This is a genomic window from Arthrobacter sp. D3-16 (assembly GCF_054408515.1).
Window position 1 is genome coordinate 572,679 of record NZ_CP096437.1, and the last position, 24,680, is coordinate 597,358.

Genomic DNA, 24,680 nt, shown 5'->3' on the forward strand with positions numbered 1-24,680 from the left:
GTGCATGTCTGTGCAGTAATACTCAGTGGGAAACACCCGAGGGGATTGCTATGGAAAACACTTTGAATGGCCGCAAAGCACTTGTCACCGGCGGTGCCAGCGGGATCGGCGCCGCGTGCGTCCGGGAACTGGCTGCACGTGGAGCGAAAGTGGTGGTGGCCGACGTCGACGCCGCCGGCGCCGCAGAGCTCGCTGACGAGGTGGGTGGCACGTCCTGGGCTGTTGACCTGCTGGACGTGGACTCGCTCGCCACCCTGAGTTTGGACTGCGACATCCTGGTGAACAACGCCGGGATCCAGCGCATCAGCCCCATCGAGGAATTCGATCCGGTGGAATTCCGCCGGATCATCGCCTTGATGCTGGAGGCGCCGTTCCTGCTGATCCGGGCTGCGCTGCCGCACATGTACACCAGCGGGTTCGGCCGGATCATCAACCTGTCCTCCGTGCATGGTATCCGGGCCTCGCCGTTCAAGAGCGCCTATGTTTCGGCAAAGCACGGCCTGGAAGGGCTGAGCAAGGTCACAGCGCTCGAAGGCGGGGACCACGGCGTGACCTCCAACTGCATCAACCCCGGATATGTGCGCACGCCCCTGGTGGAGAAGCAGCTCGCGGACCAGGCCCAGGTGCACGGCATCCCGGAGTCCGAGGTACTGGCCAAGGTCATGCTCACCGAGTCGGCCATCAAGCGGCTGGTGGAGCCTGAGGAAGTCGCTTCCCTGGTCGCCTGGTTGGCCTCGGACCACGCCGGCATGGTGACCGGAGCCAGCTACACCATGGACGGCGGCTGGTCGGCGCGGTAGTTCAGTCCAGCTTCTTGAGCTGCCGGTGGTCATAGAAGAAGACGCCTTCGGCGGTGTCCACTCCCGCGGACAGGCCTTGCAGGAACACCACCACCCCCTCGCGGCGGCCCTTGAAGGGATCGTCCGCCGTCACGGCGTCACCGATCCTGTAGGGGGACCGTGGGGCGAAGGGCTTCACGACGCGGCTCCACGCTTGGGCCGCCACGGAGGCCAAGGTTACAGGCTGTCCCATGCTCGACAGGTCCTGGACAAGAGGTTTCACCATGCGTACCAACTCCTTGCGGGCGGCGAGCCGCCTACTGGCGGTGCAGGTAAACCGGAACGCTCCCAGCGGAGGGCGGCCCTCCCATTCCGGCTGGCACCTTGTGCCAAAGCTATGCGCTATTCACATCAGTCACACCAGTAACAAGTACTCGTTTTTTGGAAGCGCTAATACTCGTTCCAAAGCGGGTACTCGGAAGCGTCGGGTAAGCCTTCGACCAGTTCGGATTTATTGGTCACGGCTGCCCGTTGATGATGTCGTCAGCGTTCTCGAAGGCCCACGCCACCAGCGGAATGAGCAGGGCGCTCAGTTCGTAGCCACGTTCGGAGAGGCTGTAATCCACCCGCGGCGGAATAACGGGCTGGGCCGTCCTCGTCACCAGGCCATCACGCTCCAGGGTCTTGAGGGTCTGGGCCAGCATTTTCTCGCTGATGCCCTCGGCCCGCCGTCGCAGATCGCTCCAGCGTTGCTCGCCCTCGGACAGGGCCAGCAGGATCAGGACGCCCCACTTGCTGGTGATGTGGTCAAGGACCGTTCGGCTGGGGCAACCGGCCGGGAAGACGCCGTCAGCAAGGGCAGCCGGTAGGGGTGCTGCGTGGGCGGCAGGCTCCTGCTCACTAACTTTCATGTCAGTACCTTACCTGAAAGTGCGTACTCTCTTTCGGGAAGTAATCGGGATAGGGGTTGGTTGTGCTCCATGACAGACCCGAACGGAAGGAAAATTATGACCATCGTTATCACCGGAGCAACCGGCCAGTTGGGCCGCCACGTCGTCGAGGCCCTGCTGGAGCGGAAAGTTCCCGCCGGGGAGATCGTGGCCGCGGGCCGTTCGGTCGAAAAGATCACAGACCTCGCCGCACGGGGCGTCCAGGTCAGGAGAATGGACTACGCCGATGCAACCTCCGTAGCGGAGGCTTTGAAGGACGCCAGCAAGGTGCTCCTGATCTCGGGCAGCGAGGTGGGCCAGCGGGTGGAGCAGCACCGGACCGTCATTGACGCGGCGAAGGCCGAGGGTGTTGAACTGGTGGCCTACACCAGCATCGCGAACGCGGACACCACCGGGATGAAGCTGGCAGCCGAGCACCAGGCAACCGAGGCCATCCTGCAGGAATCCGGCGTTCCCTTCGTCCTGCTGCGCAATGGCTGGTACCTCGAAAACTACACGGACCAGCTGCCCGGGACGCTCGCGCAGGGTGCCATCGCAGGCAGCGCGGGGGAGGGGCGCGTCAGCGCAGCTTCGCGCGCAGACTACGCCCACGCGGCCGCTGCAGTGCTGGTTGCCGACGAACAGGCCGGCAGGATTTACGAACTGGGCGGCGATGAACCGTTCACCATGGCTGAGCTTGCGGCCGAGATCAGCAAGACAGCAGGAACGCACGTCTCCTACCAGGACCTCCCGCCGCAGGAATACGCCGGGATGTTGACCGGCTTCGGAGTGCCGGAGGCATTCGCGGAAATCCTCGCCGACTCCGACCTGGGCATCGCCCGCGGTGACCTCCTGGTGAGCTCCGGCGACCTGCGAAAGCTGATTGGGCGCCCGGCCACTTCGCTGGAAGAAGCTGTTCGTTCGGCCGCTGCCACCGCATAGCAGCCAGACTTGGTGCCGGTGAGCGCCAAGGCCCCGCCAAGGCCGATCATGATCACCCCGCCGTTTGCTCCATGGCAGAAATCCGGCGGGGCGATCCGGCAAACGGGAGTCCAGTTACTTAGTTGCTGCCGGGGCTGCGGTGACCACCGGCAATGGTGAGGTCTCGTCCACGAGGTCGGCACGTCGTCGTCCGTCACCCTTGACCCACAGGCGGTAGGCAAGGACCAGGAGCGCCAGCCAGGCGCCGCCCACATAGAGCGCGATCCGGGTGTCCTCGAAAGCACCCAGGACGGCAATCACGAGAGCCATAAAGGCAATGGTGAGAAGCGACGCCGCGGGCCACAACGGTGACGGGAACTCCGACGCCGACAGGCCGGTGCGGGCAATTTCCCGCTTCATGGCCACATGCGAGGCCAGGATCATGACCCACACCCAGACGGTGGCAAACGTGGCGATCGAGGAGATGAGGATGAAGACGTTTTCGGGAATTACGGCGTTCAGGATGACTCCCACAAGGAGGATCCCGGCCATCATAACTACCGTCATCCAGGGCACTCCATGCCGGGAAACCTTGGCGAAGGCGGCGGGCGCGTGGCCTTGCCGGGAGAGCCCGAAGAGGATGCGGCCAGCGCCGAAGATATCGCTGTTGATGGCGGAGAGGGCCGCTGTGATCACCACGGCGTTCAGGATGTGCGGTGCTGCCGGGATGCCAAGCCCGCTGAAGATCTGCACGAAAGGGCTGCCGTTGCTGCCGATTTCATCCCATGGGAAGAGGCTCATGAGTACTCCCAGCGTCAGGACATAGAACAGCAGGACGCGCACCGGGACGGTATTGACTGCCTTGGGGATGACCTTCTTCGGGTTTGCGGCCTCGCCTGCCGTGATGCCCAGCGTCTCGATACCGCCGAAGGCGAACATCACCACCGCGAAGGATGCCAGCAGGCCTTCAAAGCCGAACGGGAAGAAGCCGCCATGGTCCACGAGGTTGCCAAGGCCTGGGGCAACCGTTGAGCCGCCGGCCTGGAAGCCGAATGCAATGATGGCTGCGCCGCCGGCGATCATAGCGATGATGGCCACCACCTTGATCAGCGAGAACCAGAACTCCAGCTCGCCGAAGACTTTGACGCTGAGGAGGTTCAAGCCGGCGAGGAAGAAAATGATCGCCAGGATCCAGACCCAGCGCTCGACCTGCGGGAACCAGAAGCCCATGTAGATACTGAACGCTGTAACGTCCGCGATGGCGACGATGGCCATTTCGAAGACGTAGGTCCAGCCGGTGACAAAGCCTGCGAGGGGACCAAGATAGCGGCTCGCATACTGGCCGAAGGAACCGGAGACGGGATGCCGGACTGCCATTTCGCCCAAGGCCCGCATCACCATGAACACTGCCGCGCCGCCAATGATGTAAGCCAGCAGGACGGCCGGTCCGGCTTTTTGGATTGCCGAGGCGGAACCATAGAAGAGGCCTGTGCCGATCGCCGAACCCAGGGCCATGAACCGGATGTGGCGCACGTTCAGTCCGCGGTTGAGGACGCTTCCGACGGCGGCTGGGGGCGCCTGTTTTCCGGCCGGACTTTTGGTCCGGGTAGGGCTGGGTGCTGGTTGCATACAAATACCTTCTCGTCTTTGGGAGGGGAGCCGCTAACCAGCAGACCACTTTCTGAACCGACGTGATCAGTCTCACGGGCCGTTGGTGTCTTCGATCTCAGACGACGTGCTGTTTCATGCTTTTCCGGTTCAGCGGCGTACAACCCTTGACTCGATGGCCGCATTTTCCTTAGTTTGAGGGGCCCGCTGTTGAGCCCGGCGCATGACGCCGGACGGGAACTGCTTGAGGACGCGTTCAAGTACCCGCAGCCTGAAGGAGATTGACCATGAAAGCTATCGTGCAGGACGTTTATGGATCGGCCGACGTACTCGAGATGCGGGAAATCGCCGCGCCAGTGCCCCGCGACGGTGAGGTACTCATCCGCGTGAGGGCGGCAGGCGTTGACTATGGCGTCTGGCACCTGATGACCGGGCTGCCGTATCTGGTCCGGCTCTTCGGTTACGGCTTGAAGAGGCCCAAGGTTCCTGTGCGCGGCCGGGAGGTCGCGGGCATTGTGGAGGCCGTGGGCGCCGGGGTAACCCGCCTCTCGGCTGGAGACGAGGTCTATGGAACGTGCGACGGCTCCTTCGCGGAGTACGTCTGCGCGAAGGAGGGCAAGGTGGCCCGGAAGCCCGCGAACCTTTCGTTTGAGGAAGCGGCCGCGGCGCCCATTTCCGCTGTCACCGCCCTACAAGCTGTCCGGGATGCGGGCGAGGTCACTGTGGGCCAGAAGGTGCTCATCATAGGAGCTGGCGGGGGAGTTGGCTCCTTTGCGGTTCAACTGGCCAAGGCTTTTGGAGCAGAGGTCACGGGAGTTTGCAGTACCGGCAAGGTGGAGCTCGTGCGGTCCCTTGGCGCTGATGCAGTCATCGATTACACCAAGTCCGATATTGCCGGGTCCGGGGTGCGGTATGACGTCATCCTGGACATGGCCGGCAACCGCCCGCTGTCCGTCCTGCGCCTTGCTCTGGCGCCGAAGGGCACGTTGGTGATCGTGGGAGGCGAAGGGGGCGGCAAGCTGACCGGCGGCTTTGAACGGTCCCTTGGCGCACCGTTTGCTTCACTGTTCTCGAAACAGAAATTCAAGGGGCTTGTTTCGAAGGAAACATACCTGGATCTGGAGGCCCTCACACCGCTGATCGAGGCCGGCAGCGTAAAGCCCGCCGTTGATAGGGTCTTCCCACTGGCTGACGCGCCTGGGGCTATTAGGTACCTGCACGAAGGGCGAAGCCGCGGCAAGGTTGTCGTCAGGATCTGAGTGAGGGCTCGCTTGTGCAGCCTTGTGCTCATGCCCGACTTGCTACAGGCTTTGCCGTCTGAGAATGTCATACCCCTCTGAAATGCTGTGCAAATGGAAACGAACGCGGCAGTGGTGCAGGCGGAGGAAGCTGTTGACGCTTCTGTCGCTGCGTATGCTGCGGTGCTCGCTGGCGGTGATGCGGCTGTTTCCGGTGCCGCTGACCATGGGGGCGTGGCTCAGTCTGATGATCCGTTGCAGCGGGTTGCGGATGGGGCTTTGGATGTCCTTGCAGCGGTGGCACGGTCGGAAGCGAAACTGGCGGCCCTGAAGGTGCAGGCGGTGGCGGTGTTCGCAGGGGCCACGAAAGCGCTGAACGCTCCGGCGCGGTCACCGTATGAGGCGACGGCGCAGGAGCGTAGCCTGGTCGCCGAGGTCGGGTGTGTGCTGGCGGTCGGTGACCGGGCCGCCGGTGCCCTGCTCGCCGACTCCCATGCCCTTACCACGTCCCTGCCGCGTACCCTGGCGGCACTGCAGACCGGGACGATTTCCTGGGCGCACGCCCGGACCATGGTGGACCAGACCGCGAGCCTTGACCGTAAAGGGGCCGCTGCTTTGGAGGCGCACTTCCTGGACCCGGCGGCACCGAACCCCGCCCGGGGGTGCCCGGTCGGGGAGCTGCCGGCGTACCGGTTCAAAGCCAAGGCCAGGACCTGGCGGGAACGCCATCACCCGGAGAGCCTGGAGGCCCGGCATGCCAAAAGTGTGGCGGACCGGCGGGTCGAGTTCTGGCGGGACACTGACGGGATGGGCTGGGTGGCCGCGTGCCTGCCCGCGGACCAGGCCTCCGCGATCTGGGACCGGCTCACCGCAGCAGCGCGGGGTATGCAGGGACCGGATGAGCCCCGCACCCTGACCCAGCTCCGGGCGGATGTGGCTGCGGGCTGGCTTCTGGGCGGCACGACCGCCGAGCTCCCCTCACCCCGGGCTCAGGTCCTGGTCACCGTGCCGGTGTTCTCACTCATGGGTCTGACGGATGAGCCGGCGATGCTGGACGGGTTCGGCCCGATCCCGCCCTCGATGGCACGAGTCCTGGTCGCTGACGGTGCGAATTCGTTTTATCGGGTGCTGGTGGATCCGCGGGACGGGGCGCCGCTGGAGATCGGCCGCACCAGCTACCGGCTGACCAAGGCCATGCGGAACTGGTTGCGGCTCAGGGACGGCAAATGTCCGTTCCCTGGCTGCAGCAACAACGCCCTGGACAACGAAGCGGACCACCTCCTCGCCTGGCACCAAGGCGGCACCACCGGCATCAGTAACCTCGGCCAACCCTGCCCCAAGCACCACAAACTCCGGCACACCGGCGGCTGGCAACCCACACCAGCCACCCAAAACGAACCACCCGGCTGGATCTCACCCGCCGGGAGGCACTACAAAAGCGAACACCCGGACTGGGAACCACCCCACTGGCCGACATGGATTGAGGAACTCTGGGTTGCCTCCTTGCAGGGTGACTCGGAGTCCTCGGACCTGTACCTGCCTGGGTACTTTGCCCTACCTGAAGACGCGGACCCGCCGGAAGATGTGGACCAATTGGAAGACGTGGACCCGCCGGAAGACCTTGACCTGCCGGATTTCGATGTGCCGGAGGACCCTGGCCAAGACGAACTGCCCCAAGGACCCGTTCCCGGACTGGGAGCTGTTCTTGACGTGGGAATCAGACCTCCGCGTTTGAAGCCGCCTGCGGTATTCCCGGCGTGCGTGTTCTCGTCCAAGGCAAGTCATCCATTGCTGGATGCAGTTCGGGCCGCAGCTTCGATGGAGGCGCAGTGTGCCTGCCATTCTTCCGCGCTGCGGACAGTGAGGTTGGGATCTCCGGGTCGCTGGCCGGCGCTCCCGTCGATGAGTTCGCGCAGGATGTCGGCGTGGCCCAGGTGTTGCGTCCGCTCTGCCACCATATGGACCAGAATCTGATGCAGGGTGACGTGGCGCCTCTCCTCTGCCCACCACGGCACTACACCTGGAGCATCCAGTGGCAGTGCCCCGATGGTCGCATCGCTGTGGGCAGCGGCAAACCGGTGCAGTTCAACGATGAAGTCCCTGGATTCATCCGGTCTCACCCACATATCGGCGTCGGGGCTTGCCTCGTCATCCAGCCAAGGGAGGTGCCGTCCGCTCGGCCGGCCGAAAACCTCACCGAAGTAGCCGAGCTCAACGCTTGCCACATGCTTGACCAGGCCCAGCAGATTGGTGCCGGTAGGAGTCAGCGGACGTCGCACGTCGTATTCGCTTAGGCCATCCAGCTTGCCCAGGAGATTGTCCCGCCTGACGCGGAGATAGTGATGCAGTGTCTCTTTTTCGTCCATAGCGGGGAGCATACCCAACGAACGTTTTTGTCAGCTGCCCTGCACTCCACGAATGGCCCGTCGCAACCCGGCCTCGGCGCCTGCCCAGCTCACCCTCTCTCGCCCATGTCTGGCATTCCAGACGGCAGGATTGCTAGGGACGGTAGGCAAGGAGCAGTGGGGGCGCATGCTTTAAGTACGGGATCCCGGATAGCAAGGGGAAATCCCGCGAGGAGCGAAGGAGAGAGTCCGGTGTTGGCTACAGAAGCGAGGCCGCAGGCGGTCAGCGGACCGAAGGCGGCATCAAAGGTGGCGTCGAAGGTCCCCGCTGCCGAGAACACGCTGCGCATTCTGAAACTGCTGGCCTCCAAGCGGGGGCCAATGGCGGCGTCACAAATTGCGTCATCCCTTGGCCTGCCCCGGTCCAGTGTTTACCACCTGCTGGGCGTCATGGAGGCAAACGGCTTTGTCCTCCATCTCCATGAGGAGCAACGGTACGGGCTCGGCATCAGCGCTTTCGAGCTGAGTTCCGCATACTCCCGCCAAGAGCCGCTGTCCCGGCTGGGCAGGCCACTGCTGGCTTCCCTCGTGGATGCCCTTGGCGAAAGTGCACACCTGGCGGTGCTGCACGGCCGGGATGTGCTCTACATCGTGGAGGAGCGGGCCAAAAACCGCCCGTCCCTGGTAACCGACGTCGGCGTCCGGCTTCCGAGCCACCTCACCGCCAGCGGGCGGGCCATCCTCGCGGCTCTGCCGAAGTCGCAGGTCCGGGCGCTGTACCCTAACGCTGCGGCTTTCACCGCCCGCCACGAGGTGGAGGGCGCCATCATGAAGTACTCGGCATTGTCTTCGCACCTGGACCAGGTGAGGCAGCGCGGCTACGCCACCGAACACGGTGAGGTCACACCTGGCTTCGGCTCCATCGCCGCCGCCGTGACGGACCATCTGGGATGGCCGACGGCGGCAGTCGCCGTGACCTTCCTCGAAGACAAATTGTCTGCCCAGGAATGGCCTGTGCTGGCTGGGCGGGTCCAAAAAGTTGCGGACGAACTGTCCGTCCGGCTTCACGGCCGCCCCGGAAAGTAACTCCCACCCACAAACTGCCCTGTTGGCAACGGCTCCCCTTGGTTACAGCTTGGCACCCATAGGTGGCCACGCAGTCACAAGGAGCAAGCGTCTGGAATGCCGGACACCATGCCCCGGAAACCCCTATAAAGCCCGCCTGCCAAGGGCTTTAGTTGATACAGAACCTCTTTCAAACCACAGACACCAGATGAAAAGGAGCCACCATGGCACCCGCCGATTTCACCACCGGTGCCCGCCCGGTCAAAGCAGCCCGCGGCACCGAGCTCACCGCCAAAAGCTGGCAGACGGAAGCCCCGCTGCGCATGCTCATGAACAACCTGGACCCCGAGGTGGCCGAGCGCCCGGATGACCTGGTGGTCTATGGCGGCACCGGCCGCGCCGTCCGGTCCTGGGCAGCGTTCGACGCTATCACCCGCACCCTGGAAACCATGGAAAAGGACGAGACCCTCCTGGTCCAGTCAGGCAAGCCGGTGGGTGTGTTCCGCACCAACGAATGGGCGCCCCGGGTTCTGCTGGCGAACTCCAACCTGGTGGGCGACTGGGCCAACTGGCCCGAATTCCGCCGGCTCGAGGCCGAGGGCCTGATGATGTACGGCCAGATGACCGCCGGTTCCTGGATCTACATTGGCACCCAGGGCATCCTGCAGGGCACTTTCGAGACGTTCGCCGCCATCGCCCGCAAACTGACGGGTGACGAAAACGGCACCTTGGCCGGCACCCTGACCCTCACCGGCGGCTGCGGTGGCATGGGCGGCGCCCAGCCGCTGGCCGTTACCCTGAACGACGGCGCCTGCCTGATTGTCGACGTCGACGAAACCCGCCTGCGGCGCCGCGCCGGCAAGCGCTACCTCGACGAAGTGGAAACAGATCTCGACGCCGCCATTGCCAAGGTGCTCAAGGCCAAGGAAGAGCGCCGCGGCTGGTCCGTGGGCTACGTGGGCAACGCCGCAGAGGTGTTCCCCGAAATCCTGCGCCGCCACAAGGCCGGGGAGTTCACGGTGGACATCGTCACCGACCAGACCTCCGCGCACGATCCGCTGTCCTACCTGCCGGAGGGCATCGGGGTGGAGGAGTGGCATCGCGAAGCTGAAGCCGACCCCGAAGGCTTCACCAAAAAGGCCCAGGCCTCGATGGCACGGCACGTCCAGGCGATGGTCGAATTCCAGGACGCCGGCGCCGAGGTCTTCGACTACGGCAACTCCATCCGTGACGAGGCCCGCAAGGGCGGCTACACGCGTGCCTTCGAGTTCCCCGGCTTCGTCCCCGCCTACATCCGCCCGCTGTTCTGCGAGGGTCTGGGCCCGTTCCGCTGGGTTGCGCTCTCCGGAGACCCCGAAGACATCCGCGTCACCGACGAGGCCATCAAGGAACTGTTCCCTGAGAACAAGCACCTGCACCGCTGGATCGACGCCGCGCAGGAACGGGTCGAATTCGAAGGACTGCCGGCACGGATCTGCTGGCTGGGCTACGGCGAGCGCGCCAAGGCCGGGCTCCTCTTCAATCAGCTCGTCAAGGAAAACAAGGTCAAAGCGCCCATCGTGATCGGCCGCGACCACCTGGACTCCGGTTCCGTTGCCTCCCCGTACCGGGAAACCGAGGCCATGGCCGACGGCTCCGACGCGATCGCCGACTGGCCCATGCTCAACGCCCTGCTCAACACCGCCTCCGGCGCCACCTGGGTGTCGCTGCACCACGGCGGCGGCGTGGGCATCGGCCGCTCCATCCATGCCGGCCAGGTCTCCGTCGCCGACGGCACCGACCTCGCCGCCCAGAAGCTCGAGCGCCTCCTGACCAACGATCCCGGCATGGGCGTCATCCGCCACGCCGACGCCGGGTATGACCGCGCCCTGGACGTCGCCAAGGAACGCGGCGTCCGCCTTCCCATGAAGGAATCAGCAGATTCCGCAGAAGCAAAGAAGTAGGAACCACAAGTGACTGCAATCACCCACGAACCGTTGACCGTCACCCTTGGCTCCAGCGGGGTCACGCCCGAGGATGTCGTCGCCGTCGCGCGCCACAACGCCAAGGTCGCCATCTCGCCGGAAGCACTGGAAACCGTTGCCAAGGTCCGGGCACACATTGACGACCTGGCTGCCAGCGACGTCCCGGCGTACGGAATCTCCACCGGCTTCGGCGCCCTGGCCAACCGTCACATCCCCAACGAACTGCGCACCCAGTTGCAGAAGAGCCTGATCCGCAGCCACGCTGCCGGCATGGGTCCTGCCGTAGAGCGTGAAGTGGTGCGCGGCATCATGTTCCTGCGCGCCAAGACCCTCGCCTCCGGCCGCACCGGCATCCGCCCCGTGGTCCTGCAGACCATGGTGGACGTGCTCAACGCCGGCATCACCCCCCTTGTCCGTGAATTTGGTTCCCTGGGCTGTTCCGGCGACCTCGCGCCGCTGTCCCACTGCGCCCTGGTCCTGATGGGGGAGGGTGAAGCAGCCGGGCCGGACGGCGAGCTCTACGGCATTGCCGGCCGCCCCGCCGTCGCCGAACTTCTGGCCGGGCACGGAATCGCGCCGGTCACCCTTGCCGAGAAGGAAGGACTGGCGTTGGTCAACGGCACGGAAGGCATGCTGGGCATGCTCCTGATGGCCATCGCGGACCTTCGCCAGCTGCTGACGACGGCGGATATCACCGCAGCGCTGAGCGTCGAGGCATTGCTGGGCACCGACCAGGTGTTCCTGCCGGAACTTCACGCCGCGCTGCGCCCGCACCCGGGCCAGGCGGCAAGCGCTGACAACATGCTGCGTGTGCTGTCCGATTCTCCGATTGTTGCCTCCCACCGGGTGGGGGACTCCCGGGTACAGGACGCATACTCGCTCCGCTGCGCCCCGCAGGTTGCCGGTGCCGTCCGGGACACGCTGGACCATGCAGCGCTCGTCGCTTCGCGTGAACTGGACGCGGCCATCGATAACCCGGTGGTCCTTCCCGACGGACGCGTCAGCTCCAACGGCAATTTCCACGGCGCCCCGGTGGCCTACGTCCTGGACTTCCTGGCCATCGCCGTCGCCGACCTGAGCTCCATCGCAGAGCGGCGAACCGACAGGATGCTGGATCCGGCCCGTTCCCACGGCCTTCCTGCCTTCCTCGCAGCTGACCCCGGCGTCGATTCCGGCCTCATGATTGCCCAGTACACCCAGGCAGGCCTGGTATCGGACAACAAGCGGCTCGCTGTCCCCGCTTCAGTGGACTCCATCCCAAGTTCCGCCATGCAGGAAGACCACGTCTCCATGGGCTGGCACGCGGCGCGCAAGCTGCGGAAGGCGGTGGAGAACCTGCGGCGGGTGTTGGCCATCGAACTGGTGACGTCCGCCCGTGCGCTGGACATCCGCACCCAGCTTTCGGGTGGAGTGTTGACGCCGGGACCGGCAGGCGCTGCCGTCGTCGCCGCCCTTCGCGCTGTAGTGGACGGGGCGGGAACGGACCGTTTCCTCTCACCCGAGCTGGAGGCAGCGGACCGTTGGGTGGCAGCCGGGGAGGTGCGCCGGGCAGCCGAATCTGCCGTTGGCGCACTGGCCTAGTTGCGAAGAATCTTCACCTTCTCAGCACAAAGCGTCCGCCTGGTGGAATTTCCGGCGACACAGTCATCAGGCGGACGGTGAGTGTAGTAGAACTGAAGATGTAGTGAAAGTCACATCAAAGAGGCTGTGGCGCGGAACATATACAAAGGGGTAGAAGTTCAAATGAAAGCACGTGGGGCAGTCCTGTCGAGGCGCCATGCCCATTCCGCCGCGGTCACCGACTGGAGGACTCTTCAGGCCGGGGAACGCGTCGAGATCATCAAGCAGGCGCATGTGGTAGCCACCGGGGAGGTGGAAGAAGTGTCCCAGAGCGGAAACGTTCTGTGGCTTGTGCCGGCCGGCCCGACTGAGAAGCAGCTCTTCCTGAAATCCGACGGCGTGCAGGTACGCCGCGGCTGACAGCCTTCGCAATACGAAAAACAAAAGTCCCCGCCCTGCGTGAGCAGGGCGGGGACTTTTGTTTAATGCGCGGAGAGGCGTCCGTCGCAAACTGTTAGGCGGCGATGGCCTCGTAGGTTTCGCCGAACGGCACTGATTCATCCAGCGCTACGGTATAGCGGCCGGGATGCAGCCGGGTAACCAGGATCCCGCAGGAGGCTTCCTTGGCAGCTACCTCGATCAGCTCGGCAACGGCCTCTTCCAGGCCTGCGTGCATTTCGCCTGCGGTGGAAAACTCCAGGTCGATGGTCCGGTTCAGCGGCTCTTCCGTGGAGACGGAAGGGGCCGGAACGCGTTCCAGAGTGGCTGTAGACATGTACTGAACTTTCTGTGTTTCGTCCCCCAGGGCCTAGCTAGTCTACCGGCCGGCCAGCTTAATGTCAGATGACTGCCCAGTGGAGCAGCTGTAAAGGCACCGGAAAGCTGCAAAACTGAACGCCGGCGCAGTCACAAACGGTGCAGTGGCGTAAGGCATCCAGCCTCAGCCACCATGGTGGTATTCCACGAACCATCCGGCTCCAGAAAGAGGGAATGCCTGTATGAAGATCATGCGCCTGGGAGACAGCGGCAATGAACAGCCGGCCGTCATGATGTCATCCGAAGACGGAACCGGGCAATACTTCAGCCTGCTGCCCCTGACGCGGGATGTGGACGGCGCCTTCCTCGCAGCCGGAGGGCTGGGCAAGGTCCGGGAAGCACTGGATGCAGGTATCTTGCCGGTCCTGGCGGAAGCAGCCGCCCTTCGCGTCGGGGCACCGCTGGCGCGCCCGGGAGCAGTGGTGGGCATCGGCATGAACTACGCCGCCCACGCGGCTGAGTCCGGCTCGGCACCACCGGAGATTCCCGTGGTGTTCCTCAAGCCCACCAACACGGTAGTGGGGCCCCACGACCCCGCCCCTATGCCGCCCCGCTCCAGTAAATATGACTGGGAAGTGGAACTGGGCATTGTGATTGGCAGGGAAGCCAGTTACCTCGAATCCGTGGCCGAGGCAAAGCAGTGCATCGCCGGGTACGTCACGGCCAACGACTTCTCCGAGCGGGAGTACCAGCTTCCGGGGGCTGCCGGGCAGTGGACCAAGGGCAAAACACTGCCGGGTTCAACGCCATTGGGCCCATGGCTTGTCCCGGCAGACGACATCGACGCCGGCAACCTTCGGCTGCGCAGCTGGGTCAACAGGGAAGCACGGCAGGACTCCAGGACGTCAGAACTCATTTTCGATGCACCCACCCTGGTCCACCACTGCAGCCAGTACATGCGACTGGAGCCCGGTGATGTGATTCTCACCGGGACTCCAGAGGGGGTGGCGCTGAGCGGCCGCTTCCCCTACCTCCAGCCAGGCGACGTCGTCGAGGTGGAGGTAGAGGGGTTGGGGCGCCAGCGCCAGGAACTTTACCGTGCAGGGCAGCCCCGGACGGGGCAGCCTGCGCCGCAGGAACAGGAACAGGAACAGCCGCAGGAACAGCTGCAGTCCCGCTAGCCGGCCTTGACCGCCAGGACCGGGCAGTCCGCCTCCAGCAGGATCCGCTGCGACACGCTGCCCATGATGAGCTTGCCCACCGGCGTACGCCGGCGCAGGCCGATGACGATCAGCTCGGCGTTGTTCTCCTCCGCGGCATCCAGGACCTCGGCGGCGGCATCGTGTCCACGGACCGGCTGCTTGATCACGTGGTCGATGCCCTGGGTGGCCAGCCGGTCCTCGATGCTCTGGATCTCCGGCTCCTGGGCGTAACGGTTGTCCACCAGGGCGTCACCCTTGGAGGAATTGATGACCAGCAGCCTGGTGTTGTTCTTCCGGGCTTCGTGGATGGCCTGGGTCAGGGCTGCTTCGCCCTCGGGGGTCGGGACGTATCCCACCACGATAGTCATGGTCTCTCCTTTGTTTTTCTGGGGCCACATGGACAGGGTTCCCTGGCCGGGCTTGCGAGGTTAGGGGGTCCGTGGGGAGGGTAGTTGATGCCTGGAGGAGATGCGGGACGGCCTGTCAGCCGTCGCCGTCGCCGTCAGCCGATCCGTCGGCGCGGTGGCTGCCGTGGCTTACGCTGCCGCCAGCCTCCCTGGGCACGGTGGCGCCGGAGTTGGCAGGGATCACGGTGTTCTGCGCCGGACGTGCCCGCCGGAACAGCTTGAAGAGCAGCGGCCACAGCAGGATGAGTCCCACGATGACGTAGATAACGACGGCGATCGGCTCGCTGAAGAGCCCGGCCGGGTCGCCCGCGCTGAGCTGCAGGGTCTTCCGGAGCTGGCCTTCGATGCGCGGGCCCAGGATCACGCCGAGGATGAGCGGCAGGACCGGCAGCCCGAACCGCCGCATCATGAAGCCGAGTGCGCCGAGGACCAGCAGGAGCACCAGGTCGAAGGCCTGCAGGTTCACCGAATAGGCGCCCAGCGTGGCGAAGAAGAGGATGCCCGCGTACAGGTACGGCCGCGGCAGCTGCAGGAGCTTCGCCCACAGCGGAGCGAGCGGCAGGTTGATCAGCAGGAGCAGCAGGTTGCCGATGAACAGGCTTGCGATCAGCGCCCACACCAGGGGGCCCTGGCTGGAGAACAGCTGCGGACCCGGCTGGATGCCGTACGAGGTGAACGCGGCCAGCATCACTGCAGCGGTGGCGTTGGTGGGCAGGCCCAGGGCAAGCATGGGGGTGAGGGTGCCCGCGGCAGCTGCGTTGTTCGCAGCTTCCGGACCGGCCACACCCTCGATGGCGCCCTTGCCGAATTCCTCCGGGTGCTTTGTCAGGCGCTTCTCGGTGACGTAGGACAGGAATGTGGGGATCTCGGCGCCGCCTGCGGGAAGGGCGCCGAACGGGAAGCCGAAGGCGGTACCGCGCAGCCAGGGCTTCCAGGAGCGGCTCCAGTCCTTCCTGCCCATCCAGGGACGGCCAACCGGAATGACGTGCAGCGGGGTGCGGCGCAGGTGTGCGGCTACCCACAGGGCTTCACCCACGGCGAAGATGGCTACGGCCACCACCACGATGTCCAGGCCGTCCGCCAGCAGCGGCTGGCCGAAGGTCAGGCGGCGCTGGCCGGTGACGGAGTCGATTCCCACCAGGCCGATGGCGAGGCCGAGGGCCAGCGAGGCAAAGCCGCGGAGCCGGGATGAGCCCAGGACCGCAGTGACGGCCAGCAGGGCCAGGACCATGATGGCGAAGTAGCTGGGGGCACCCAGGCTGACGGCGAACTGGACCACGATCGGTGCGCAGACGGCAAGCAGGGCGGTGCCGATGGTGCCGGCGACGAACGAGCCGATGGCCGCCGTCGCAAGTGCCTGCGCCGCCCGGCCCGCCTTGGCCATCTTGTTGCCTTCGATGGCCGTGACCACCGACGACGATTCGCCGGGTGTATTCAGCAGGATGGAGGTGGTGGAGCCGCCGTACATGCCGCCGTAGTAGATGCCGGCGAACATAATGAAGGCGCTGGTGGGTTCGAGGGCGTAGGTGACCGGAAGCAGCAGTGCCACGGTCATGGCGGGGCCCAGGCCCGGAAGGACGCCGACGGCGGTGCCCAGGAGTACGCCGATCACGGCGTAGAGGAAGTTCATCGGGGTGAGGGCGGTGGCGAAACCGTCCATCAGTGAGGACCAGACGTCCATCAGAGGATTCCTTCCAGGAGTCCGGCGGGCAGTGCGATGCCGAGGCCGAGGTAGAAGCCGTAGAAGGTCAGCAGGGACAGTGCCACGGAGATGAGCCCGTCCCGGATGTAGTGGCGGCTGCCCAGTGCCAGGACGCTGCCCCAGAAAAGGACAGTGCCGGAGATGACCCATCCGGCCCAGTCGATGAGCAGGATGTTCAGGATAAAGGCTCCTGCCAGGGGCAGGATGGTCTTCCAGTCTGCGGGGTGGGTGAGGTCGACGTCTTCGCCGCCTTCCGCCTCGCCCTGGCCGCCGCGGATGACGTTAACTGCCAGCAGGACTGCGCAGGCCACCAGCAAACCGGCCACGATGTACGGAACGGTCTTGGGGCCAACCGGATCGGATTGGGAGTACGGGGTTGCCAGGCGGTTGGCGTCCAGGAAGACCAGGACGCCGGCCGCGCCGAGCAGGAGGGCAACTCCCAGCTCGGCGCGGCCTTTCAGGCCTGAGATCAGGGAGCTCACGCCAACCCAAGCTTGGTGAGGACGTCCGCCACCCGCTTGTCCTGGTCGGTGAGGAACGATTCGAACTCGTCGCCGGTGATGAAGGCGTCCGACCAGCTGTGGGTCTTCAGTGCTTCCTTCCAGCCCTCGGTGGCGTGCATCTTCTCAAGGGCGGCGATCAGGGATGCCTTGTCCTCGTCGCTGATGCCCGGAGGGGCCACGATGCCGCGCCAGTTGGTGAACACCAGGTCGATGTTGGATTCCTTCAGCGTGGGGGCATCCACACCCTCAAGCCGTTTCTCGCCACTGGTTGCCAGGACGCGGACTTCGCCGGACTGGATCTGCTGCAGGAACTCGCCCGCACCGGAGGCGGCAAAGCCAAGCTTGTTCCCGAGGATTGCCGGCAGGAGGTCGCCGCCGCCGTCGTAGGAGACGAAGTTGACCTTGGTCGCGTCGATGCCCACGGCGCCCGCCAGCTGCATGGGCAGGAGGTGGTCAGGGCCGCCGGGGGAGGAGCCGCCGCCCACGGCGATGGAAGCGGGGTCGGCCTTCCAGGCGTTAACCAGGTCGTCGATGGTCTTGTAGGGGGAATCCTTGCTGACCATGATGGCGCCCGGTTCTTCAATCAGGCGGGCCAGCGGGGTGGTCTCGGTCAGCTTCGACTCGGACTTGTTCGTGTAGCTGGCGCCCACAACGCCCAGGCCCATGAGCATGGCGAGGTCGCCGTTGCCCTTTTCGTTGACCACGCGGGCCAGGCCCACCGTGCCGCCGGCGCCGGCGAGGTTGAAGACTTCGGTGTTGGTGGAGATCTTCTCGTCGTCGAGGACCTTGGCTGCTGCGCGGGCCGTGGTGTCGTAACCGCCACCCGGGGTGTTGGGGACCATGATCTGCAGTCCGGTGATGGGTCCGGCAGCGGCGCCGGAGCTTTCCGAACCGGTGGAGCTCTTGCCGGTGGCACCGCAGCCGGTGGCCATCAGGGCGATGCCGGCGGCGACGGCGGCGACTCGCAATGCGCGGATCTGGCGCATGGTGTTCCTCTTCTCAGTGATGCGTGCTCTGCGGGGACGATCAGCGAAAACCTGACCTTGTGCTTTGATGCTAGGTCCATCCGTGATGCCCATCACTCTTGTGTACGCAGAGAAAGTTAAGTTCATTTCGTTCACGTTTCCGGGGCCCCACATCGCTCCGGCAGCACGGCTACGGAACGGCTGTGACGGCGGTCCCGGCTGGTCCAGCCACCCTGCGGTATAGTTCCGATACGCCGGGAGGGGACGGGCACCGCTTGTCTGCACACCATCGTCCCCAGGCACTTGAACCACCACTAAAAGGAATCCACGCAGTGACTCGACGAAGAGGAATGTCCCTCGCCGGGCAGTACCTTGTGCTGCAGTTGCTGATCGTCCTGGCCGTCCTGGTGGCGGTGGTGGCCATCTCCCTGGCCCAGTCCGCTGCAGCCTTTGAACGCATCGAGGGCCGGCGGGCGCTGTCGGCAGCCGAGGCCCTGGGCAACAACCCCGCGGTACGGGCGCTGCTGCCCGACGCCCAACCACGGGTGGGGGCTGCCCTCCCTGCTGTGGCGGAATCCGTCCGAACAGTGTCGGGGTCCTCGCACGTGGCGCTCGCAAAGCTGGACCGGACGGTGGTGGCCGCTTCCGATCCCGGCCTGCTGGGCAACCCGCTGGAACTTGGCCCCAGCAGGGTGATGGAGGGCCGCGCCTGGACCGGGGTGGTGGGTGGCAGGGGCGCCGCCGTCCTGTCCGCCCATGTGCCGGTGCTCGACGACGCCGGAACTATGATCGGCATCGCCTCCGTCAGCCGCAACTACCCGTCCACCCTTGAGCGGCTGGGTGACGCCGTTCCCAACCTGCTGACGTATCTCGGCGTCGCCAGTGTCCTGGGCGTGGCGGGCTCGCTGCTGCTGTCCCGCCGCGTCAAACGGCAGACCCTGGGCATGGAGCCCAGCGAGATTACCGGCCTCGTGGAAAACCGGGAGGCCATGCTGCACGGCCTGAAGGAGGGGGTGGTGGCGCTGGATCCCCACGAGCGCATCACCGTGGCCAATGACAGTGCACGGAAACTGCTGGGATTGCCGCAGGACTGCGTGGGCAAGAAACTCGCCTCCCTGCCCGTGGACCCGGCGCTTAAGGTGGTCCTGACCCGCGAGCAGCCGGACCCGGACCAGCTGGTGCTGGTGGGGGAGCGCCTGGTGGTGGCGAACCGCGTCCCCATCCGTTCCCGCGGCCGCGACATCGGCTCTGTCACCACCCTGCGGGACCGGACCGAGCTGTCCTCGCTGGAGCGTGAGCTGGGCGCCACCCGCACCGCCACGGACACCCTGCGTGCCCAGGCCCATGAGTTCGCCAACCAGCTGCACGTCATCTCAGGGCTGATCCAGATCGGCGAATACGATTCCGTGGTGCAGTTCGTCAATGGGGCCACGGTGGACCGGACCAGGCTGAACGACGAAGTCACCAGCCGCATCCAGGACCCTGCGCTCGCCGCACTGCTGATCGCCAAGTCCAGTCTCGCCACCGAACGGGGCGTGGCACTGCAGCTCGATCCCGAGTCAGCCCTGCGCCAAGTCAGCGATGACCTGTCCCGGGACCTCACCACTGTGGTGGGTAACCTCGTGGACAACGCGTTCGACGCCGTCACCGGACTTCCGGGCGCCGCTGTCCGCGTGCTGGTCGAGGACAGCGGGGACCACGTCACCGTCACGGTCCGGGACACCGGCCCGGGCGTCCCGGCCGAAGCTGTGGAGGAAATCTTCCGGCAGGGCTTCTCCACCAAGGAAGCAGGACCGGCAGACGGCCGCGGCTTTGGGCTGGCTCTCTCACGCGTGGTCTGCCGGCGTTCCGGCGGCGACCTCACAGTGGCCAACGACAATGGGGCAGTCTTCACAGCACGATTCAAAAGGGGTGCAACGCAGCCATGATCAAGGTGCTGATCGTCGATGACGACTTTATGGTGGCCAAGGTCCACGCCGGGTTCATCCAGCGGACCCCCGGGTTCTCCGTGGTGGGGGTGGCCCATACGGGTGCCCAGGCGGTGCTTGAAACGGAACGGCTGCAGCCGGACCTGGTGCTGTTGGACATCCACCTCCCGGACATTAACGGACTGGACCTCATGCACCGGTTGCGGGACGTCGCCCCGGAGCTGGATGTACTGGTTATCAGCGCGGCCCGCGAGGTGGAAACCGTGCGCAAGGCCCTGCGCGGCGGAATTGTGCACTACCTGATCAAGCCGTTTTCGCAGTCCGACCTGCAGGAGCGCCTGGAGCATTACCGGAGCGCGTACCAGGGCCTGGACTCGGCCAAGGACGTGGCGGAGCAGTCGGACGTAAACCGGGTGTTCGGCCTGGACCGGACAGAGCGGCCGCTCCCGAAGGGCTGCAGCATCGAGACGCTCAAGCTCGTGGAGGCAGCGCTCCAAGCGGCCGACGGCGATCTGTCCGCCGCCGAGGTGGCCGAACAGCTGGGAACGTCAAGAGTCAGCGCCCGCCGGTACCTGGAATACCTGCACGACGAAGGAAGCCTTGAGGTTCGGCTCAAGTACGGAGTGGGGCGTCCGGAGCGGCGCTACGTCCTCAAGGGCCAGTAAAACGGGGCCGGCGGCCTTAGCCCTCGGGCCCCAGCCTCAGCGCTCGGCCCCCGGCGTGGGGCCCGGGAGGAACTCGGCGGGCAGCTCCGCCACGGGGACGATCACCATGTCCTGCACTTTCCAGTCCATGGCCACGCAGGCATCGCGCGCCGCTTGGAGCTGTTCAAGGGAGGGCATCACCTGTCCCGCCGGAACCACGAAGGACTCCACATGGAAGACGTGCCCTTCGTCGCGTATCCGCGACTTGGCATCCTCAGTCCAGTCGAGGCCGCCGAGGTACTCATCCAGTTGCCGGCCCAGCGGGTGGGGCTTGCCGTCGTCGTAGGTCATGGCTCGCTTGTCCATCAGGGCGGAAACAGCGGCGCGGGTGTTCTTGAAGCCGTCGTGCAGGATGCTCGCCGAGATGATCAGTGCGGCAGCGTAGTCAGCCCACCAGAGACCCATTCCGATACCTGCCACGCCGGCTACCGCCGCTATAGCCGTCATCCAGTCGGCCTTGTTCATGTCCGCATCCGCGTAGAGCACTTTGTCGTGCAGTTTCTCGGCGAGTTTCATCTTGGCCCGGCCCAGGAAAACCGGCGGCGCCGCGGTGACGACCATGACGGCCATCATCAGCCAGCCAAGCCAGATGGTGTTGCCGAAAAGCTCGATGCCCCCGATGGTGGGATGCTCCGCCTTGAGCAGGCCAAGGCCGGACTCCACCAGGAGGTAACCACCCATCACCGTCAGCGCGACGGCGGCCACCAGGTGCGCCACCCCGGTGGACCGGTGGTAGCCATAGGGATGCTTCTCGGAGGGAGGTTTGCGGATGGCATGCGCCGCCACCAGGAAGGAGATGGGCGGCAGGAAGGAAAGGAGGTCCTCGATCCAGGCGGCCTTCATGGCCTGCGAGTTGCCCAGCACCAGGAACACCATGGTGGTAGTGACCACCAGGAAACCCATGGTGGCCCATTCGACCCTAATGGCCTTGCGCAACGCCTCCTGCTGTTCCGGAGGCAGTTCGGTGTTTCCAAACCGGACAGCGTCATGGCTCGTGACGTTCGTCATTTCTGCTCCTTCGCTGCCATCAGGAACTTATCGAGTTCAAGCAGGAAGGCGTTTTCGCCCAGTGGCACCAGCATGACGTGTTTGTGGACGTTTCCGCGCCCGTCGCGGGATTCCGCGTAGGGGCGGGTCAGGCCGGCATGCGTTACCCACGGTGTTTTCTCGTCCAGCCCGCCGATCACCAGGTCCAGCCCGCCGTGCTTGAGCTCTTCGGCCAGGACCTGCTCGGTTCCTGCCACCCATTCAACGTCTGCGCCCAGCTGCGCCGCGAAGTCCCGCACCAGGTCCGCTTCCGTGCCCTGGACCTCTCTGGTGCTGACATCGCCGCTGGCATCTGCCGAAATCCGGACCCAGTCGCCGTTCATGCTTGCGCCGACGCGGAGGGTTCCGCCCTGGGCTTTCTCCAGGGTCCCCTGTGGGTCGGCGGGGAAGCTGCCCGCGCAGCCGGTGAGCATCAGCAGGACGGCCAGCAGCAGTCCTGCCACCATTCCTCGGCGCCGCATTCCGCTTACTCCCTTCCGTCGGTAGAAAGTCCAATATTAGACAGCCTACTTACTTTTTTGGGGGCTGGAGCCGCATCAAAGGACCAGCCACAGAGGCATCAGCGCAGCAGGGTCCCGATCAGGCGCGCGGCGACTTTCGCGGTCCTGCCATCGATATCGAACCCGGGGTTCAGCTCTGCGACATCCAGGTGGAGCAGCTTGCCGGAGTTGGTCACCTGGCGGCACACCGCGCTGATGACTGCGAGCGGCACGCCGTACGCTGCCGGCGCGCTGACGCCCGGGGCCACCGCTGCCGGCAGCACGTCAAGGTCGATGGTCAGGTACAGGACATCAATATCCGCGAGGAAGCCTGCCACGAAGTCCCGCACGCGCTCCGCCCCGCAGTCCTCGTCGAGCAGGTAGCGGACGCCCAGTTCCTCTGCGGTATCGAACAGGGCACGGGTGTTGTTGGGTTCGGAAATCCCGACGACGGCGTACCGGAAGTCCCGCCCGGCGGCGGCTTCTGCCCGGGCCATCTGGAGGAACGGCGTCCCGGAACTGGGTTTGGGCTCATCGCGCAGGTCAAAGTGTGCGTCCAGGTTCAGGACGCCCAGCCGTTGGCCGCCCTGGACGGCAGCGGATCCGGCCACGCCCAGGTAGCTGGCGTAGGCGGTTTCGTGGCCGCCGCCCAGCACCACGGTGAGGTGCCCGTCGTCGAGCATCGCCGCAACAGCCTGGCCGGCGCGCTCCTGGCCGGCTTCAAGATTATTGCCGGAAACCACCACGTCCCCGGCGTCGGCAACGGGCCGGTCCAGGTGGAACGCCAGCGGCCCGAGGGCGGCACGGAGTGCAGCCGGGGCGGCGGCCGCTCCCGTGCGGCCTTTGTTCCGGCGCACGCCTTCATCGCTGCAGAAACCGAGCAGGACGGCGGGCTTGGGTGCCGCGGCTGTTGCAGTTCCGCCTTGGTACGGCGTGACAGCCTGCCACCAGCGGCGGTGCTCGGCTCCCTCACCGTCAAACCTTCCGTTCCACGGCTTTGGAGGGACGTCGACGGCGCGGATTGAGGCAGGCATGCCTCAAGCTCACCGCATGCCGGCCGCCAAAACCAGCAACGCCGCTGTGGTCATGTCTGGAATCCAAGAATCAGCCGCCGAAAGCAGGACCGAAGCCAGCTCATCCCTGGAGGGCACCGGACGGGCTATGGTGGAGCAATCCCTTTCCGGGACCCCAATGAAATCTTGCCGCGCCAGCAGGGCGCAACGATCCAGGCCGGAGAACAGCAACGTGTTTGAAGCCCCCAACATCCTGTTTGCGGCCGCTGGCCTTGCGGTGTTCGTCGCCGCGGTGCTGCCCAAGCTGCTGCGAGACATGCCCTTCTCCATGCCCATGGTCTTCCTTGGCGCGGGAATGGCTGCGTTCGCCCTGATTCCCACCCTTCCCGACCCCGATCCGGTGGTGCATTCCGACTTTGTCCTGCACCTTTCGGAAGTCTGCGTGATCATTTCCCTCATGGGCGCGGGGCTGGCCCTTGACCGGCCGGTGGGGCGCAAACGCTGGGCCACCACATGGCGGCTGCTGGGGATTGCCATGCCTCTGTGCATCATCGCCCTGACCCTGCTGGGGCTGTGGTTCCTCGGTCTTGGGCTCGGTGCCGCCTTGCTGGTGGCCTCCAGCCTCGCGCCCACTGATCCCGTCCTGGCCTCGGAAGTACAGGTTGGCGAGCCGGCAGACCACGAGGAGGGCGCCAACAAGGAGGACGAGGTGCGGTTCGGCCTCACGTCCGAGGCCGGCCTTAACGACGGCCTGGCCTTTCCTTTCGTCTACCTTGCCATCGCGATCAGCATCGCCGGATCATCCCCTTCAGCCTGGTTCCCCGAATGGTTCGGGGTGGACGTCCTATGGCGGCTCACCGTCGGGCTCCTCCTGGGCTTCCTCACCGGCAAAGTGCTGGCCAGAATATTCTTTTCCGCCCGGGCGGAAAGTTTGCGGCTCTCCAACCACTCGGAAGGGTTCGTGGCGCTCGCTGCCACGTTCCTGGCCTACGGCGTCACCGAAATGATCGAGGGCTACGGGTTCATCGCGGTGTTTGTCTGCGCGGTCACCATCCGCGCCGCCGAGCACACGCACGGCTACCACCGGGTGCTGCACTCGTACGTGGAGCAGTTGGAACGGCTCATGACAGTGGTGATCCTGGTCCTGCTGGGCGGTGCAATCGCCCGCGGGCTGCTCGAGGGGATTGGCTGGGCCGAAGTGCTCGTGGCCCTCGCGTTCCTGCTGGTGGTCCGGCCGCTGGCCGGCTGGCTGGGGCTGCTGGGCGGCAAAACCGGGCCCCGGGAGCGGATCGCCCTCTCGTTCTTCGGGATCCGCGGGATCGGCTCGCTGTACTACCTCTCCTACGCCCTGGGCAAGGGCAAGTTTACGGACCAGGCGGAGTGGCTGTGGGCATTCGTGGGCCTGGTGGTGGCGCTGTCCATCGTGATCCATGGCGCCACCACCTCGCCGCTCATGAACCGGCTGGACAAACTGCGCGAGAAGAAAGCCCGCGCCGTGTCCGGTGACGAAGGCCTGGCTCCCAACACTCCGGTGTAGCAAGCCCGTGCCGGCCCGGCCTGTGCCA

General features: G+C 65.4%; 23 protein-coding genes and 1 pseudogene. 12 read left to right on the forward strand and 12 right to left on the reverse strand.

Translation table 11 applies throughout. The features are described from left to right. Positions 1-50: 50 nt before the first annotated feature. Entirely contained in the window at positions 51-800 is a 750-nt protein-coding gene (locus M1D32_RS02775; RefSeq protein ID WP_256249421.1) for a 3-hydroxybutyrate dehydrogenase, read from the forward strand. A 1-nt stretch (position 801) separates the two neighbouring features. Here the strand turns inward: M1D32_RS02775 and M1D32_RS02780 are convergent, their stop codons facing one another. Both M1D32_RS02780 and M1D32_RS02785 read right to left on the reverse strand, forming a co-directional pair. Continuing rightward, positions 802-1,065, reverse strand: coding sequence for a hypothetical protein (locus M1D32_RS02780; RefSeq protein ID WP_458780843.1), 264 nt, complete (start codon positions 1,063-1,065; stop codon positions 802-804). A 232-nt stretch (positions 1,066-1,297) separates the two neighbouring features. Then, the gene (locus M1D32_RS02785; protein WP_458780844.1) at positions 1,298-1,690 is read right to left on the reverse strand and encodes a winged helix-turn-helix transcriptional regulator; all 393 of its coding nucleotides are present in this window, start codon (positions 1,688-1,690) and stop codon (positions 1,298-1,300) included. Positions 1,691-1,786: 96 nt separating this feature from the next. Between M1D32_RS02785 and M1D32_RS02790 the strand changes: the two genes are divergently transcribed. After that, entirely contained in the window at positions 1,787-2,650 is an 864-nt protein-coding gene (locus tag M1D32_RS02790) for an SDR family oxidoreductase (protein WP_458780845.1), read from the forward strand. A 114-nt stretch (positions 2,651-2,764) separates the two neighbouring features. Here the strand turns inward: M1D32_RS02790 and M1D32_RS02795 are convergent, their stop codons facing one another. Next, positions 2,765-4,258, reverse strand: a complete 1,494-nt coding sequence (locus M1D32_RS02795; RefSeq protein WP_458780846.1) for an amino acid permease — start codon at positions 4,256-4,258, stop codon at positions 2,765-2,767. A 266-nt stretch (positions 4,259-4,524) separates the two neighbouring features. Here M1D32_RS02795 and M1D32_RS02800 point away from each other — a divergent pair, with 266 nt between their 5' ends. Both M1D32_RS02800 and M1D32_RS02805 read left to right on the forward strand, forming a co-directional pair. Then, complete coding sequence (locus tag M1D32_RS02800; RefSeq protein ID WP_458780847.1) at positions 4,525-5,496, forward strand: NAD(P)-dependent alcohol dehydrogenase; 972 nt, start codon at positions 4,525-4,527, stop codon at positions 5,494-5,496. 93 nt (positions 5,497-5,589) lie between these two features. Then, a complete protein-coding gene (locus M1D32_RS02805; protein WP_458780848.1) occupies positions 5,590-7,449 on the forward strand; it encodes an HNH endonuclease signature motif containing protein in 1,860 nt (619 codons plus the stop codon). Here the strand turns inward: M1D32_RS02805 and M1D32_RS02810 are convergent. Next, a pseudogene (locus tag M1D32_RS02810) lies at positions 7,431-7,853 on the reverse strand (DinB family protein); the annotation flags it as partial. The gene M1D32_RS02805 and the pseudogene M1D32_RS02810 overlap by 19 nt on opposite strands. A gap of 222 nt (positions 7,854-8,075) precedes the next feature. On the opposite strand from M1D32_RS02810, the gene M1D32_RS02815 reads away from it, so the two are divergent. From M1D32_RS02815 to M1D32_RS02830, 4 genes are all read left to right on the forward strand, one after another. Continuing rightward, a complete protein-coding gene (locus tag M1D32_RS02815; protein WP_458780849.1) occupies positions 8,076-8,906 on the forward strand; it encodes an IclR family transcriptional regulator in 831 nt (276 codons plus the stop codon). Positions 8,907-9,109: 203 nt separating this feature from the next. Beyond that, complete coding sequence (gene hutU / locus M1D32_RS02820) at positions 9,110-10,828, forward strand: urocanate hydratase (protein ID WP_458780850.1); 1,719 nt, start codon at positions 9,110-9,112, stop codon at positions 10,826-10,828. A 9-nt stretch (positions 10,829-10,837) separates the two neighbouring features. After that, the gene (hutH, locus tag M1D32_RS02825; protein ID WP_458780851.1) at positions 10,838-12,430 is read left to right on the forward strand and encodes a histidine ammonia-lyase; all 1,593 of its coding nucleotides are present in this window, start codon (positions 10,838-10,840) and stop codon (positions 12,428-12,430) included. 162 nt (positions 12,431-12,592) lie between these two features. Beyond that, positions 12,593-12,829 (forward strand): hypothetical protein, encoded by a 237-nt coding sequence (locus tag M1D32_RS02830; RefSeq protein WP_458780852.1) that lies wholly within the window; start codon positions 12,593-12,595, stop codon positions 12,827-12,829. Positions 12,830-12,923: 94 nt separating this feature from the next. Here the strand turns inward: M1D32_RS02830 and M1D32_RS02835 are convergent, their stop codons facing one another. Next, positions 12,924-13,184 carry a hypothetical protein gene (locus M1D32_RS02835; protein ID WP_458780853.1) on the reverse strand — a complete coding sequence of 87 codons (261 nt, stop codon included), beginning with the start codon at positions 13,182-13,184 and terminating at the stop codon, positions 12,924-12,926. Between the two features lie 223 nt (positions 13,185-13,407). On the opposite strand from M1D32_RS02835, the gene M1D32_RS02840 reads away from it, so the two are divergent. Further along, on the forward strand, positions 13,408-14,346 hold the full coding sequence (locus M1D32_RS02840; RefSeq protein WP_458780854.1) for a fumarylacetoacetate hydrolase family protein: 939 nt from the start codon (positions 13,408-13,410) through the stop codon (positions 14,344-14,346). Here the strand turns inward: M1D32_RS02840 and M1D32_RS02845 are convergent. The 4 genes from M1D32_RS02845 to M1D32_RS02860 all read right to left on the reverse strand — a co-directional run bounded on the left by M1D32_RS02845 (position 14,343) and on the right by M1D32_RS02860 (position 17,965). Further along, positions 14,343-14,735: a universal stress protein gene (locus M1D32_RS02845; protein WP_458780855.1), complete on the reverse strand. Its 393-nt coding sequence runs from the start codon at positions 14,733-14,735 to the stop codon at positions 14,343-14,345. The genes M1D32_RS02840 and M1D32_RS02845 overlap by 4 nt on opposite strands. Before the next feature lie 115 nt (positions 14,736-14,850). Next, entirely contained in the window at positions 14,851-16,455 is a 1,605-nt protein-coding gene (locus tag M1D32_RS02850; RefSeq protein ID WP_458780856.1) for a tripartite tricarboxylate transporter permease, read from the reverse strand. Further along, positions 16,455-16,958, reverse strand: coding sequence for a tripartite tricarboxylate transporter TctB family protein (locus M1D32_RS02855; RefSeq protein ID WP_458780857.1), 504 nt, complete (start codon positions 16,956-16,958; stop codon positions 16,455-16,457). The genes M1D32_RS02850 and M1D32_RS02855 overlap by 1 nt, the downstream gene beginning before the upstream one ends. Continuing rightward, complete coding sequence (locus M1D32_RS02860; protein ID WP_458780858.1) at positions 16,955-17,965, reverse strand: Bug family tripartite tricarboxylate transporter substrate binding protein; 1,011 nt, start codon at positions 17,963-17,965, stop codon at positions 16,955-16,957. The genes M1D32_RS02855 and M1D32_RS02860 overlap by 4 nt, the downstream gene beginning before the upstream one ends. Positions 17,966-18,294: 329 nt before the next feature. On the opposite strand from M1D32_RS02860, the gene M1D32_RS02865 reads away from it, so the two are divergent. Together M1D32_RS02865 and M1D32_RS02870 are read left to right on the forward strand one after the other, a co-directional pair. Next, positions 18,295-19,872 carry a sensor histidine kinase gene (locus M1D32_RS02865; protein ID WP_458782266.1) on the forward strand — a complete coding sequence of 526 codons (1,578 nt, stop codon included), beginning with the start codon at positions 18,295-18,297 and terminating at the stop codon, positions 19,870-19,872. After that, on the forward strand, positions 19,869-20,537 hold the full coding sequence (locus M1D32_RS02870) for a response regulator (protein ID WP_458780859.1): 669 nt from the start codon (positions 19,869-19,871) through the stop codon (positions 20,535-20,537). The genes M1D32_RS02865 and M1D32_RS02870 overlap by 4 nt, the downstream gene beginning before the upstream one ends. Before the next feature lie 36 nt (positions 20,538-20,573). Here M1D32_RS02870 and M1D32_RS02875 read toward each other — a convergent pair whose 3' ends face one another. The 3 genes from M1D32_RS02875 to hutG all read right to left on the reverse strand — a co-directional run bounded on the left by M1D32_RS02875 (position 20,574) and on the right by hutG (position 23,136). Beyond that, on the reverse strand, positions 20,574-21,584 hold the full coding sequence (locus M1D32_RS02875; protein WP_458780860.1) for a cation transporter: 1,011 nt from the start codon (positions 21,582-21,584) through the stop codon (positions 20,574-20,576). After that, positions 21,581-22,084: a transporter substrate-binding domain-containing protein gene (locus M1D32_RS02880; protein WP_458780861.1), complete on the reverse strand. Its 504-nt coding sequence runs from the start codon at positions 22,082-22,084 to the stop codon at positions 21,581-21,583. Before M1D32_RS02880 ends, M1D32_RS02875 begins: the two co-directional genes overlap by 4 nt. 98 nt (positions 22,085-22,182) lie before the next feature. Then, positions 22,183-23,136: a formimidoylglutamase gene (hutG, locus tag M1D32_RS02885; protein WP_458780862.1), complete on the reverse strand. Its 954-nt coding sequence runs from the start codon at positions 23,134-23,136 to the stop codon at positions 22,183-22,185. A 211-nt stretch (positions 23,137-23,347) separates the two neighbouring features. Here hutG and M1D32_RS02890 point away from each other — a divergent pair, with 211 nt between their 5' ends. Next, entirely contained in the window at positions 23,348-24,652 is a 1,305-nt protein-coding gene (locus tag M1D32_RS02890) for a cation:proton antiporter (RefSeq protein ID WP_458782267.1), read from the forward strand. Positions 24,653-24,680: the final 28 nt, after the last annotated feature.